This is a genomic window from Amycolatopsis deserti (genome assembly GCF_014653945.1).
GTDB lineage: Bacteria > Actinomycetota > Actinomycetes > Mycobacteriales > Pseudonocardiaceae > Amycolatopsis_E > Amycolatopsis_E deserti.
The window spans coordinates 115,282-127,959 of sequence record NZ_BNAU01000007.1 but is presented as its reverse complement, the minus strand read 5'-3'; the positions used below and the strand labels follow the sequence as shown (position 1 = coordinate 127,959).

Below are 12,678 nucleotides of genomic sequence, written 5' to 3'. Positions count from 1 at the left end.
GAGCCGCCGACGGGACACGGCCCCGCGCCGGTGGCCCACCGCGGGCGGCGTTCAGTCGAACCGGACGAACGAGCGGAGCGTGCCCGGCCCGTAGTCGCGGATCTCGGCGTACCCGAGGGATTCGTAGAACGCGCGCTGGGCCGGTTCGTCGTCGGTCAGCAGCACCTTCTGCCGGACCGCGGCGTAGCGGTCGAGCACGGCCCGCACGAGGAGCGCTCCGACGCCGCGGCGTTGCTCCGCCGGGTGCACCAGCACGTCCTGCAGGTAGCAGATCGTCGCGTCGTCGGACAGGGCGCGGGCCAGCCCGACCAGGCGCCCGGCGCGGCGCGCGGTGACCACATAGGACGAGCCGGCGATCGCGGCGCGCAGGAGTTCGGGATCCCGGGTGTAGGCCGACCAGCCCACCGAGTCGTACAGCGCCAGCAGCTCGGCGGCGCCCGGGCCGGGTTCTTCGGCGACGAGGAGGTCGTTCACGCCACGATCATGGCGGTTCCCCAGGCCGCCGTGCCCGGGCGGGGGCGGCTGGCTAGGCTTGGGATGTGCGTCTAGCTCGAGTTGCTCATGCCGGTGGGGTCGCCTTCGCTTCCGTCGACGGCGACGAGCTCCTGGAAATCGCCGACCACCCCTTCGGACAGCCGAACTACACGGGCAAGCGGTTCTCGCTGGCCGACGTGCGGCTCCTCGCGCCGATCCTGCCGTCGAAGGTGATCGCGATCGGCCGGAACTACGCCGAGCACGCGGCCGAGTTCGGCAACGAGGTGCCGGAGTCGCCGATGATGTTCCTCAAGCCGTCGACCAGCGTGATCGGCCCGAACGCCGCCATCAAGCTGCCCGCCGCGTCGCAGCGGGTGGACTTCGAGGGTGAGCTGGCCGTGGTCATCGGCCAGCCGATCCGCAACGTGAAGGCCGCCCAGGCCCCGGCGGCGATCCTCGGCTACACGATCGCCAACGACGTCAGCGCGAGGGACCTGCAGAAGTCGGACGGCCAGTGGGGCCGCGCGAAGGGCTTCGACACGTTCTGCCCGCTCGGCCCGTGGATCGAGACCGCCGTGGACGCGTCCGACCTGGCGATCCGCACCGAGGTCGACGGCGAGCTGAAGCAGGACTCGCGGACTTCGCTGCTGATCCACAAGATCCCGGAGCTGGTGGAGTTCGTGTCCGGCGTGATGACGCTGCTGCCCGGGGACGTCATCCTGACCGGCACGCCGGCCGGCGTCGGACAGATCACGGACGGGCAGACGGTGTCGATCACGATCGAGGGCATCGGGACGCTGACCAATCCAGTGCAGAACGCCTGACGCCGCCGGTTCGCGCCTCCCTGATCAACCCCGCCGTGCCCACTTCGGTGCGTGTTCCGGCAGCAGGCCCACCCCGATGACGTACGCGGGGATCCGCCGCGCCGCCGGTATCGCGTTCATCACCGCCACCAGGGGGCGCGGCGGGCCGTTCCGCCGTCCCTCGATCACCGGCCGGATCACCGCCCGGTGCATCATCCGCTGGATCCCCTGCACCACCAGCGTCGGCAGCAGGCGGCGCCGCCGGACGCGGCCCAGCTCCCGCCCGCTGATCCGCCCCCGCCGCAACGGTTCCACCAGCAACCGGGCCGTGGCGACCGCGTCCTGCACGGCCAGGTTGATCCCCACGCCCCCGACCGGCGACATCGCGTGCGCCGCGTCCCCGATGCACAACACGCCCTCGCGGTGCCAGCGCGGCAGCAGGTTGAGCCGCACGTCCAGGTGCTTCACGTCGTCCATCGACGTGATCGCGTCCACCCGGTCCGCCAGCGGCGGCAGCGCCCCGCGGATCCGGTCGCGGAACGCCGCCACCCCCTCCGCCCGCAGCCGCCCGTCGAGCCCCTTCGCCGCGAGGTAGGCGATCTGGAAGTAGTCCTCCCGCGGGATGACCACCGCGAAGTGCCCGTCGCGCATCCCCGGCGTCAGCTCCGCCTTCTCGTCCCCCTTCCGCGGCAGCCGGAACCACCACGTGTCGATCGGCACCGGGAACTCCCGCGGCCGCAGCCCGGCCTCCCGCCGCACCACCGACCAGCGCCCGTCGCACCCCACGGTCAGATCCGCCCGGATCTCACCCGTCGTCCCGTCCGCCGTCCGGTACCGCACCCCGGCGACCCGGCCCCCCTCCGAGATCAGCGACGTCACCTCGGTGTTCATCCGCAGGTGGAACGCCGGCTCGGCCCGGCCCGCCTCGGCCAGGAGGTCCAGCAGGTCCCACTGCGGAACCATCGCCACGTACGGGTGCGCGACCTTCAGCTCGCGGAAATCCGCGATCGTCAGCGCGGGCGGCCCCGGCAGCGACACCGTGTCCAGCCTGCTCTGCGGCAGCTTGGCGAACCGCTCACCCAGGCCCATCTCGTCCAGCAGCGTCAGCGTCGACGGGTGCACCGTGTCGCCCCGGAAGTCCCGCAGGAAGTCCGCGTGCTTCTCCAGCACCGTCACCTCGACCCCGGCCCGCGCGAGCAGCAGCCCGAGCACCATTCCGGCCGGTCCGCCACCGGCGACGAGGCAGGTCGTGCGCTCGCTCATGGCCACCATCCCCTTAATTCATCCTGTGTTGAATAAGACCAGCATGGCGCTCTCCGAACGCCTGGTCAAGCGGGATAGGCTGAACGGGTTATGACTGAGACAGTCCGCGCCCGCTTCTGCCCGTCGCCCACCGGAACCCCGCACGTGGGGCTCATCCGCACGGCGCTGTTCAACTGGGCCTTCGCCCGGCACCACGGTGGCAGCCTGGTGTTCCGCATCGAGGACACCGACGCCGCCCGCGACAGCGAGGAGTCCTACCAGCAACTGCTGGAGGCGCTGCGCTGGCTCGGTCTGGACTGGGACGAGGGTCCCGACGCCGGCGGCGAGTACGGCCCGTACCGGCAGAGCGAGCGCCGCGACATCTACGCCGACATCGCGCGCCGCCTGCTCGAAGCCGGCGAGCTGTACGAGGCGTTCTCCACCAACGAGGAGGTCGCCGAGCGCCGCCGGGCGGCCGGTCAGGACCCGCAGCTCGGCTACGACAACTTCGACCGCGACCTCACGCCCGAGCAGCGCGAGGCCTACCGCGCCGAGGGCCGCGTCCCGGTGCTGCGCCTGCGCATGCCGGACGAGGACCTGGCCTGGAACGACCTGGTGCGCGGCGAGATCAGCTTCCCGGCCGGCTCCATCCCGGACCCGGTCCTGGTGCGCGCCAACGGCGACCCGCTGTACACGCTGACCAACCCGGTCGACGACGCGCTGATGCGGATCACGCACGTCCTGCGCGGCGAGGACCTGCTGCCGTCCACACCCCGCCAGATCGCGCTGTACCGGGCGCTGGAGCGGATCGGCGTGGCGGAGTTCACGCCGGAGTTCGGCCACCTGCCGTACGTGATGGGCGAGGGCAACCGCAAACTGTCCAAACGCGACCCGCAGTCCAACCTGTTCAACTACCGCGACCGCGGCTTCATCCGCGAGGGCCTGCTGAACTACCTGGCCCTGCTCGGCTGGTCCATCGCCGACGACCGGGACACCTTCACCGTCGACGAGCTGGTGCGGGCGTTCGAGATCTCCAAGGTGAGCGCCAACCCGGCCCGCTTCGACGTCAAGAAGGCCGAGGCGATCAACGGCGTGCACGTCCGGGCGCTGGACGCCGAGGACTTCGCGCAGCGCGTGGTGCCCTACCTGCAGGCGGCCGGGGTCCTGCCCGCCGAGCCGTCGGACGAACAGCTGACCAAGTGGCGCACCATCGCGCCGCTGGTGCAGGAGCGGGTGACCGTCCTGGGCGACGCCGCGCCGCTGGTGCGGTTCCTGTTCGTGCCGGAGGAGGAGTTCGCGCCCGAGGAGGACGCGGCCGCCAAGAACCTCAAGCCGGACGCCGAACCCGTGCTGCGCGCGTCGATCGAGGCGCTGGAGGCGTTGCCGTCATGGGAGACCGCGGCCATCGAGCAGGCGCTCAAGGACGCCCTGGTCGAGGGCCTGGGCCTCAAGCCGCGCAAGGCTTTCGCCCCGGTTCGTGTCGCGATCACCGGTCGCACCGTGTCGCCGCCGTTGTACGAGTCGATGGAGCTGCTCGGCCGGGAAGTTTCACTCGGACGTCTGCGTAACGCTCTGCCCGGCAACGCAGAGTAGAACCGATCGCGGTCGAATCGACGCACTGAATCACCTTGTCGGCCGAACCGCTCAGCGTAGTTCTCGCCTAGCCTCGCTGGGTGGATTTCGCGCGTCCCGGCACACCTACTCGCGTCCGTGTCCCCGAGCCCGGTCTGGGGGATCCGGCGGATCCGTGGAGACCGTCCAGTCTGCGGCTGGTGTGCCTGGACATCGACGACACGTTGATCGACTTCACCTCCGCGGGCAAACGCGCGCTGTCGCTGCTCATCGGTCGCGGTGACCTGTGGCCGCTGTGGGAGCGGATCACCGACTGGCACGTCGCCCGCGTGGTCGCGGGTGAGATCGACTACGCGTCCATGCACCACCGGCGCACCCAGTGCTTCCTCGCCGAGATCGGCATCGTGCTGGAAGCGGAGGACGTGGCCCGGTTCGAGTGCCGTCGCAAGGAAGTGCTGCGCACCTCGTGGCGCCTGTTCGACGACGTCCTGCCGTGCCTGGAGTGGCTGCGCGCGGCGGACGTCCTCATCGCGGCTGTGACCAACGCCTCCGGCGCCCACCAGCGGGCCAAGCTCGCCGACCTGGGGCTCACCCGCTTCTTCGACCACGTCGCCATCGCCGGCGAGGTCGGCGCCGCCAAGCCCGATCCGGTGATGTTCCACTCCGTGTGCGCGGTTCTCGACTGCGACCCGAGTGAGGCCGCCCACGTGGGCGACAAGCTGCACACCGACGCCGTGGGCGCCCGGGACGCCGGCCTCGAGGGCGTCTGGCTCGACCGCACCAGGGGTGACGCCGAGGTGCCGGAGGGTGTGCACGTCATCGGCGGCCTGGACGAGCTGCCGCAGCTGCTGGTCAGCGAGTTCGCCCGGATCGGCGTGCCGGCCCAGCGCTGAACCCCACCCCCGGTTACGCACCGCTGACGGGGCTAGGCTATATTTCTTCCCAGCGGAGCTGCTCCGAGTCGCGAATCGGAGTGGCAAACCGTTGGGGTATGGTGTAATTGGCAGCACGACAGATTCTGGCTCTGTTAGTCTAGGTTCGAGTCCTGGTACCCCAGCTGCAAGAGGAAAAACCCGCTCTGGTAAGGTTCCTCTCGCAACACGGAAGACCAACTTCCTAGCCCCCGTCGTCTAGCGGCCTAGGACGCCGGCCTCTCACGCCGGTAGCGTGGGTTCGAATCCCATCGGGGGTACACCGAAAAACCGCCAGCCATCCGGCTGGCGGTTTTTTCTTGTACGGGCCCGAAAAGCGCTCGTCCACCTTGGACGAACTCGGGTGACAGGCCACCCGCGCGGGCTTAACCTCCGGGCATGGCCGAGATCACGAACCTCCGGATCGCCCACACCGCCGATCTCGGCGCGCCGGCCCTGCGGGCGGCCCGCGACCTCTTGTACGACGTGTTCGAGGGCGAGATGACCGAACACGACTGGGACCACGCCCTCGGCGGCGTGCACGCGCTGCTGTGGGAGGGCCCGGAACTGGTGGCCCACGCGTCCGTGGTGCAGCGCCGGATGGTCTGCCAGGGGCGCGCCTGGCGCACGGGGTACGTGGAGGCGGTCGGCGTCCGTGCGGACCGCCGCAGGCGCGGCTACGGCGGCCTGGTGATGGCGCCGCTGGAGCGTGTGATTCGCGAGGCGTACGAGGTGGGTGTGCTCAGTGCGTCGGATGATGCGATCCCGTTCTACGGCGCCCGCGGCTGGGAGTGCTGGCGCGGACCGCTCTCGGCGCTGACGCCGTCCGGGATCACGCCCACGCCCGAAGAAGCGGGCGGGGTCTTCGTGTTCGGCGGGTCGCTCGACCTCGACGGGGAGCTGACCTGCGACTGGCGCGACGGGGACGTCTGGTGAGCCGGTGGCACCGCGGCGGGCCGCGGTGCCACCGGAAATCACGCCAAGTTCGCGTAGACGACGATGTTGTCGGTGTAGCTGTGCTCGGCGTGGTCGAACACGCCACCGCACGTGATGAGCCGCAGCTGGGCCTTGTCGGTGTTGCCGTAGACCGCGTCCTGCGGGAACTGGTCCTTGGGCACCTGCGTGGTGTGGTCGACCACGAACTTCAGCTGCCGCCCGTCGCTGCGGTCGACGAAGATCTCGTCGCCCGGCCGGACGTCCTTGAGCTTGTAGAAGATGCCCGGCTGGTGGTTGCCGTCGACGTGACCCAGGATGATCGCCGGGCCGACGTCGCCGGGCACGGGGGACAGGCGGTACCAGGCGGCCTGCATCGGCTTGTCGACCGAGGGCACCGCGATCTCGCCGTCCTTGTTCACCGCGACCGAGATGAGCGAGGACTCGGCGCCGATCCTCGGGATCCGCACCTGGGTCGGCCGCAGCTTGTCGTACGGCTTGGTCACCGGGACCGACGTGGTGGGCGCCGCCGCCTGCGTGGGCTGGTCGGAGCCGCAGCCGGTCAGGACGAGGGCGAGCAGAACCGCCGGGGCGGCCGCGAGAACGCGACCGCCCCGGCCGGCGAACGGGTTGCGCATGGCGTCAGAACCGGGCGGTGCCGCCGGCCCCGGTCTCCACGCCCGCCTTGGGCGCGAACGAGACCTGGGCGTCGCCGCCGTTGCTCTGCTGCCACTCGTCGGCTTCGCCCGAGCCCGGGACCGGAGCCACGCCGCCACCGGAGGCGCCACCGCCCTGCGGGGCGCCCGCGCAGGTCCAGTCGGCGGTGACGGTGCCGGAGTCGAAGGACTTGCCCTCGTGCAGCTGCACCAGGTAGTCCCAGTACCGGCCGTCCTGCTCCTCCTGGTACGGGCCGTCGAGGATGTCGAAGTCCGGCGACCACACGTCGGTCGGCTGGCCGGCGGCGCACGCGATGATCAGCACGCCGGTGCCGTCGCCGAGGTCGATGCCGTAGGCGGTGTCGTCCTGGTACGGCGGCTCCTCCGGGGTGCTGCTGGCGGAGGTCGACGTCGGCTCGCTCGAGTCCGTCGTGCCGGGCGTCGTCGTGGTGGTCGTGGTGGCCGGGCTGCTGGTGAGGCTCGGCTGGCTGGTCGTCGTGGCGGCCGAGGACGTCTCGCTCGTCGTCTCGGCGGCCGAGCTGGGCGCGGACGTTTCGGTGCTCTCCGGCGCCGCGGAGGTCGTCGTGGTGACCTCCGGCGTCGTGCTCTCCTCGGCGAGCGCGGCCGGAGCCACGGTGAGGGTGATCAGCGCACCGCTGACCACGGCCGCCGCGAGGCGGCCCAAAGGCTTACGCAAAGTGACTCCACTTGGTGTTTCGAGACGCGCGGTGACCCCGACCGCCCCCGGCGCGCGCGTCATCACTCTTCTGGCTGAGGCGCACGCGTGATCCTGCCTCATTCCGATCACGGGGAGAAACGAAAATGGGTGTGACGAGAATTGTCCCGGAAATGTGTAACGCGGACGCCCTAATCGACGATCGCGAATCAACGCGTCACATCAACGGACGATAACAGCCGCTCGGAGCCGTGACCAGGCTCGCTCCGCTGGAAAATATCCCACGGGATCGCCACGCGCCGTGGATCACCAGGTCCAGGCGGTCACTGAGCGTGTCTTCCCGAGCTGCGGGAAGGCCCTTTCGGTCGATGCCGTGAACCGTTCACCGGTGCCAGCATGGAGACATCCCGATCTTGTTCCGTTGTGAGGGGCGGCTCACAGCGGTCTTGGTCTCGTTTCAGTGCCAATTCGGGTACGGACGCGGCACAGTGGGTATTGCGATTGTGCTTGCCGAGGGAGCAGAGGAAGGGGGATTCGACCGTGACCGGACCAATCGGGCGTTTCTGGCGGCGCCTGCACATCGGTCGCAACCCGTTGGCCAGAACGTCCGACCGGGTCGAGGCCGCGCTGTTGTTCGTGGTGCTGCTGGGGCTTCTCGTCGCGGTTCCGCTGGCGTTGTTCACCGGGTCTCAGACGTACGGGGGCCAGCTCGCGGTGTCCGAGGAGCAGCGCGCGTCGCGCCACCTCGTGACCGCGACGCTGATCGAGGACGCGCCGACGCCGGTGCCGGCGACGGAGGGCGCGTTCTCGACGAGCGGCTCGGCCGGGGTGCAGGCGACGTGGACGTACAACGGCGGGGAGCCGAAGACGGGCATCGTGGCGGCCGACCCGGGCGCGACCGCCGGGACGACGGTCCCGGTGTGGATCAACGAGGACGGGAACCCGGCGCCCGCGCCGATCAGCTCCACGGACGCGGCCACGACCGGCGTGCTGGCGGGAATCTTCGCCTGGCTCGTGGCGGCTCTCGTGCTGACCGCGGCGTACTGGATCACGCGCTTCGTGCTGGACCGCAGGCGCGCCGCGAGGTGGGAAGCCGAATGGGCCGCGCTCGGCGACCGCTGGGCGCGTTCCTGACTGTTCTTACTGGGGTCTGCTCGGTGGGGCATCCGGGCCCGGATGCCCCTGTGTTCTCCGTCTCGCGCGGTTGATCTCCAGTGCGCTCGAGGTTCCAGAATTCAATCATGGTTGAAAACGGAGTCACGTTCATCAACGTCATCGAGCTGCCCGCGGACGAGGTGGACGCGTTCGTCGAGCAGTGGCGGGAGCGCGCGAAGCTCATGCGGGATGCGCCGGGCTTCCGGGACTCCCGGCTGCACCGGGCGAAGCTGCCGGACGCGCGGTTCCAGTTGGTCAACGTGGCGCACTGGGACAGCGCCGAAGCATGGCGATCGGCGACCACGAACCCGGCTTTCCAGGCGGCGGTGGGCGGTGTGCCGGGAAGCGTTGTGCCGAACCCGGCCCTCTACGAGGTGGTAGTGGAGTACGAGCGGCCCTGAGGATGGTCGCGCGCTGGCTGGTAGTCGAGTGCGAGCAGCGCTGAGGATGTCGCGCGCCGGCCCTCCGTGTCGTGGTGGGCCGGCGCCCGCGCGTGATGGCGGGTGGGGTTGGCCGTCGCCGGTAGGCGGCGCACTCCGCGCAGCCGGTGCCGGGTCTCCGTGTTGTGGTGGGCGGTGTTCGCCGCTGGGTTTCCAGGGTTTCAGCGTGCGCCGCCGCGCGGGCGGCGGATCGCCTGTGTTCGCCGGTGGTCCCTAAGAGTTCAGCGATCCCGCGTGTCCGGCGTGAAATGCCTGACAGGTCACTGCCGTCGTCTGCGTTGTGGTGAATGGCGTCCGTCGGCGAGTGGTCAGCGGTCCCCCCCCCCGCGCGGTCGGCGCCGCCTCTCCCCGTCGTGGTGGGCGGTCTTCGCCGCTGGGTTTCCAGGGTTCAGTGTGCGCGGCCGCGCGGGCGGCGGGTCGCCTGTGTTCGCTGGTGGTCCCCAAGGGTTCAGCGCTCCCGCGTGTCCGCCGTGAAATGCCTGACAGGTCACTGCCGCCGTCCGCGTTGTGGCGGGTGGCGTCCGTTGGCGAGTGGTCAGCGGTCCCCGCGCGGTCGGCGCCGCCTCTCCCCGTCGTGGCGGGTGGCGTGGTCGCCTGACAGGCTCTGTCGCCCGCGCGTGATGGCGGGTGGCGTTGGCCGTCGCCGGTAGGCGGCGCACTCCGCGCAGCCGGTGCCGGGTCTCCGTGTTGTGGCGGGCGGTGTTCGCCGCTGGGTTTCCAGGGTTTCAGCGTGCGCCGCCGCGCGAGCGGCGGGTCGCCTGTGTTCGCCGGTGGATCCCGCGCGGTCGGCGCCGCCGCTCTGTTTCCTGACGGTCGGCGTGATCGCCTGTCTGGTCACCGCCGCGCTCCGTGTCGTGGTGGGCGGTGTCGCCGAAGCGCTCAGCGCACCCCGCGTGGGCGGAACTGGATGCTGATCCTCGGCCCGATCGGGCGGCTCGTCTTCGGGATGGCGTGCTCCCACGTCCGCTGGCACGAACCGCCCATCACGATGAGGTCGCCGGGGCCCAGTAGTTGCCGCACGGTCGGTCCGCCACCGCGGGGGCGCAACAGCATGCTCCGCGGCGCGCCCACCGACACGATGGCCACCATGGTGTCCTCGCTCGACCCGCGGCCGATCGTGTCGCCGTGCCACGCCACGCTGTCCCGGCCGTCGCGGTAGAAACACAGCCCCGCCGTGCGGAACGGCTCACCCAGCTCGTCGGCGTAATGCCGGCTCAACGCCTCCCGCGCCTCCGTCAGCACCGGGTCCGGCAGCGGTTCGTCCTCGCCGTAGAAGCACAACAACCGCGGCACGTCGACCACCCGGTCGTACATCCGGCGCCGCTCCGCGTGCCACGGCACGTCCGCCGCCAGGCGCTCGAACAACAGGTCCGCGCCCGTCAGCCAGCCCGGCCGCAGATCGATCCACGCGCCGTCGCCCAGTTCCGTCCGCCGCGTCGCGGTCAGGGACCCGAGCGAGCATTCCTCGGCCTGACCGAACAGCGACCCCTGCAGCCCTGCGGTCATACCCGCAAGGCTACCTCAAATCGAACGTCTGTTCTAGGCGCTACAGCCGTTCCTGCAAGGCCTCCGCCGCCGCGAGCAGATCCGCCGCCCACCGCGCGCCCGGCTTGCGCCCGATCCGTTCCACCGGACCGGAAACCGACACCGCCGCGATCACGTTGCCCGCGGAATCCCGCACCGGCGCGGAAACACTCGCCACACCCGGCTCCCGCTCGGCCACGCTCTGCGCCCACCCGCGGCGCCGCACCTCGAGCAGGGTCCGTTCCCCGAACACCGCGTCCGCCAGAATGGTGCGCTGCGTGTGCGGATCCGACCACGCGGCGAGGACTTTCGCGCCCGAGCCGGCCGTCATCGACAGCCGCGTCCCGATCGGAACGGTGTCGCGCAGGCCACTCATCGGCTCGGCGGTCGCCACGCACACGCGCTGGACGCCGTCGCGCCGGTACAACTGCACGCTCTCCCCGGTGATGTCCCGCAGCTTCGGCAGCACCGAACTGGCCGCGTCGAGCAACGGATCCGCCGTGCCGCCGGCGAGTTCGGCGAGCGCGGAACCCGGGCGCCACCGGCCGTCCGGCCCGCGCCGCAGGAGCCGGTGCACCTCGAGCCCGACGGCGAGGCGGTGCGCGGTCGCGCGCGGCAGCCCGGTCCGGGTGCACAGTTCCGCGAGCCCGCACGGATCTTCGGCCACGGCCTGCAGCACGGCCACGGCCTTGTCCAGAACGCCGATACCGCTCTGCTGGTCAGTAGAGCTATGCTGTCCCACGACGCGATACTAGCTTCCCGGGATTTGGGAAGTCCAGAATCTGGGAAAATCGAACCCGAGGTCGCTGACGTTCCCGCGACGGTCCCCGGGTTCCTTTGCTCCCAATCAACCTCGTGGGAGGAGCACAGATGACCACCACGCGGCCGCGGACACTGGCCGAGAAGGTGTGGGAGGCGCACACCGTGCGCCGCGGTGAAGGAGCGGAACCCGATCTGCTCTACATCGACCTGCACCTGGTGCACGAAGTCACCAGCCCGCAGGCGTTCGACGGTCTCCGCCTGGCGGGGCGCAAGGTGCGCCGCCCGGACCTGACCATCGCGACCGAGGACCACAACGTCCCGACCGTCGACATCGAACTCCCGATCGCCGACCCGGTGTCCCGCACCCAGGTCGAGACGCTTCGGAAGAACTGCAAGGAGTTCGGCGTCCGGCTGCACCCGATGGGCGACGCCGAGCAGGGCATCGTGCACGTCATCGGCCCACAGCTGGGCCTGACCCAGCCGGGGATGACGGTCGTCTGCGGTGACAGCCACACCTCCACCCACGGCGCGTTCGGCGCGATGGCGTTCGGCATCGGCACCTCCGAGGTGGAGCACGTGCTGGCCACCCAGACCCTGCCGCTGCGGCCGTTCAAGACGATGGCCATCAACGTGGACGGCAAGCTCCGCCCGGGCGTCACGGCGAAGGACGTCATCCTCGCCGTCATCGCCAAGATCGGCACCGGCGGCGGCCAGGGCTACGTCCTGGAGTACCGGGGCAGCGCGATCGAGGCGCTGTCGATGGAAGCCCGGATGACGATCTGCAACATGTCGATCGAGGCGGGCGCCCGCGCCGGCATGATCGCCCCGGACGAGACCACCTTCGCCTACCTGAAGGGCCGCCCGCACGCCCCGAAGGGCGCCGACTGGGACGCCGCGGTCGAGTACTGGAAGTCGCTGCGCACCGACGAGGGCGCGGAGTTCGACGCCGAGGTCCACCTCGACGCCGACACCCTGACCCCGTTCGTGACCTGGGGCACCAATCCCGGCCAGGGCCTGCCGCTGAGCGAGTCGGTGCCGGACCCGGAGCGGATCGCGGACGAGAACGAGCGGTTCGCCGCCGAGAAGGCCCTGTCCTATATGGACCTCAAGCCGGGCACCCCGCTGCGCGAGATCAAGGTCGACACCGTCTTCCTCGGCTCGTGCACCAACGGCCGGATCGAGGACCTGCGGGCCGCCGCGGACGTGCTCCAGGGCCGCAAGGTGGCCGAGGGCGTCCGGATGCTCGTCGTGCCCGGCTCGATGCGGGTGCGCCAGGCCGCCGAGGCGGAGGGACTGGACAAGGTCTTCCTCGACGCCGGCGCCGAGTGGCGGCAGGCGGGCTGCTCGATGTGCCTGGGCATGAACCCGGACCAGCTGGCCCCCGGCGAGCGAAGCGCGTCCACCTCCAACCGCAACTTCGAGGGCAGGCAGGGCAAGGGTGGCCGCACCCACCTCGTCTCGCCGCTCGTCGCGGCCGCCACGGCCGTCCGCGGCACGCTGTCCAGCCCCGAAGACCTGAACTGAAGGAGC

13 protein-coding genes and 2 tRNA genes are annotated in these 12,678 nt (G+C 70.8%); 9 read left to right on the top strand and 6 right to left on the bottom strand.

Annotated elements, in window-relative coordinates:
- Positions 1-51: 51 nt before the first annotated feature.
- Positions 52-474, bottom strand: a complete 423-nt coding sequence (locus tag IE290_RS27290; protein WP_191247568.1) for a GNAT family N-acetyltransferase — start codon at positions 472-474, stop codon at positions 52-54.
- Positions 475-539: 65 nt separating this feature from the next.
- Here IE290_RS27290 and IE290_RS27285 point away from each other — a divergent pair, with 65 nt between their 5' ends.
- The gene (locus IE290_RS27285) at positions 540-1,298 is read left to right on the top strand and encodes a fumarylacetoacetate hydrolase family protein (protein WP_094007392.1); all 759 of its coding nucleotides are present in this window, start codon (positions 540-542) and stop codon (positions 1,296-1,298) included.
- Positions 1,299-1,322: 24 nt separating this feature from the next.
- On the opposite strand, the gene IE290_RS27280 is transcribed toward IE290_RS27285, so the two are convergent.
- Complete coding sequence (locus tag IE290_RS27280) at positions 1,323-2,549, bottom strand: FAD-dependent oxidoreductase (RefSeq protein WP_229874729.1); 1,227 nt, start codon at positions 2,547-2,549, stop codon at positions 1,323-1,325.
- Between the two features lie 81 nt (positions 2,550-2,630).
- Between IE290_RS27280 and gltX the strand changes: the two genes are divergently transcribed.
- The 5 genes from gltX (at position 2,631) to IE290_RS27255 (ending at position 5,938) form a co-directional block, all read left to right on the top strand.
- Positions 2,631-4,112: a glutamate--tRNA ligase gene (gltX, locus tag IE290_RS27275; RefSeq protein WP_191247566.1), complete on the top strand. Its 1,482-nt coding sequence runs from the start codon at positions 2,631-2,633 to the stop codon at positions 4,110-4,112.
- Positions 4,113-4,291: 179 nt separating this feature from the next.
- A complete protein-coding gene (locus IE290_RS27270) occupies positions 4,292-4,984 on the top strand; it encodes an HAD family hydrolase (RefSeq protein ID WP_191247883.1) in 693 nt (230 codons plus the stop codon).
- A 92-nt stretch (positions 4,985-5,076) separates the two neighbouring features.
- Positions 5,077-5,148 (top strand) — tRNA-Gln (locus tag IE290_RS27265).
- Positions 5,149-5,210: 62 nt separating this feature from the next.
- Positions 5,211-5,283, top strand: a tRNA-Glu gene (locus tag IE290_RS27260).
- A 118-nt stretch (positions 5,284-5,401) separates the two neighbouring features.
- A complete protein-coding gene (locus tag IE290_RS27255) occupies positions 5,402-5,938 on the top strand; it encodes a GNAT family N-acetyltransferase (RefSeq protein ID WP_191247565.1) in 537 nt (178 codons plus the stop codon).
- A gap of 38 nt (positions 5,939-5,976) precedes the next feature.
- Here IE290_RS27255 and IE290_RS27250 read toward each other — a convergent pair whose 3' ends face one another.
- Both IE290_RS27250 and IE290_RS27245 read right to left on the bottom strand, forming a co-directional pair.
- Positions 5,977-6,573, bottom strand: coding sequence for a class F sortase (locus tag IE290_RS27250; RefSeq protein ID WP_191247564.1), 597 nt, complete (start codon positions 6,571-6,573; stop codon positions 5,977-5,979).
- A 4-nt stretch (positions 6,574-6,577) separates the two neighbouring features.
- Positions 6,578-7,288, bottom strand: a complete 711-nt coding sequence (locus IE290_RS27245; protein WP_191247563.1) for a hypothetical protein — start codon at positions 7,286-7,288, stop codon at positions 6,578-6,580.
- Positions 7,289-7,807: 519 nt separating this feature from the next.
- Here IE290_RS27245 and IE290_RS27240 point away from each other — a divergent pair.
- Both IE290_RS27240 and IE290_RS27235 read left to right on the top strand, forming a co-directional pair.
- A complete protein-coding gene (locus tag IE290_RS27240; protein ID WP_191247562.1) occupies positions 7,808-8,401 on the top strand; it encodes an Rv1733c family protein in 594 nt (197 codons plus the stop codon).
- Between the two features lie 107 nt (positions 8,402-8,508).
- Positions 8,509-8,823 carry an antibiotic biosynthesis monooxygenase family protein gene (locus IE290_RS27235; protein WP_191247561.1) on the top strand — a complete coding sequence of 105 codons (315 nt, stop codon included), beginning with the start codon at positions 8,509-8,511 and terminating at the stop codon, positions 8,821-8,823.
- 918 nt (positions 8,824-9,741) lie between these two features.
- Here IE290_RS27235 and IE290_RS27230 read toward each other — a convergent pair.
- Positions 9,742-10,368, bottom strand: a complete 627-nt coding sequence (locus IE290_RS27230; RefSeq protein WP_191247560.1) for an alpha-ketoglutarate-dependent dioxygenase AlkB — start codon at positions 10,366-10,368, stop codon at positions 9,742-9,744.
- Between the two features lie 40 nt (positions 10,369-10,408).
- Positions 10,409-11,128 carry an IclR family transcriptional regulator gene (locus IE290_RS27225; protein WP_191247559.1) on the bottom strand — a complete coding sequence of 240 codons (720 nt, stop codon included), beginning with the start codon at positions 11,126-11,128 and terminating at the stop codon, positions 10,409-10,411.
- A 128-nt stretch (positions 11,129-11,256) separates the two neighbouring features.
- Here IE290_RS27225 and leuC point away from each other — a divergent pair, with 128 nt between their 5' ends.
- Positions 11,257-12,672, top strand: coding sequence for a 3-isopropylmalate dehydratase large subunit (gene leuC, locus IE290_RS27220; protein ID WP_191247558.1), 1,416 nt, complete (start codon positions 11,257-11,259; stop codon positions 12,670-12,672).
- The last annotated feature ends 6 nt before the right edge of the window (positions 12,673-12,678 follow it).

Coding starts and splice junctions, on each gene's coding strand:
- leuC (WP_191247558.1), top strand. CDS start 11,257: ATGACCACCACGCGGCCGCGGACACTGGCCGAGAAGGTGTGGGAGGCG.
- IE290_RS27235 (WP_191247561.1), top strand. CDS start 8,509: ATGGTTGAAAACGGAGTCACGTTCATCAACGTCATCGAGCTGCCCGCG.
- IE290_RS27280 (WP_229874729.1), bottom strand. CDS start 2,549: ATGGTGGCCATGAGCGAGCGCACGACCTGCCTCGTCGCCGGTGGCGGA.
- IE290_RS27250 (WP_191247564.1), bottom strand. CDS start 6,573: ATGCGCAACCCGTTCGCCGGCCGGGGCGGTCGCGTTCTCGCGGCCGCC.
- IE290_RS27230 (WP_191247560.1), bottom strand. CDS start 10,368: ATGACCGCAGGGCTGCAGGGGTCGCTGTTCGGTCAGGCCGAGGAATGC.
- gltX (WP_191247566.1), top strand. CDS start 2,631: ATGACTGAGACAGTCCGCGCCCGCTTCTGCCCGTCGCCCACCGGAACC.
- IE290_RS27255 (WP_191247565.1), top strand. CDS start 5,402: ATGGCCGAGATCACGAACCTCCGGATCGCCCACACCGCCGATCTCGGC.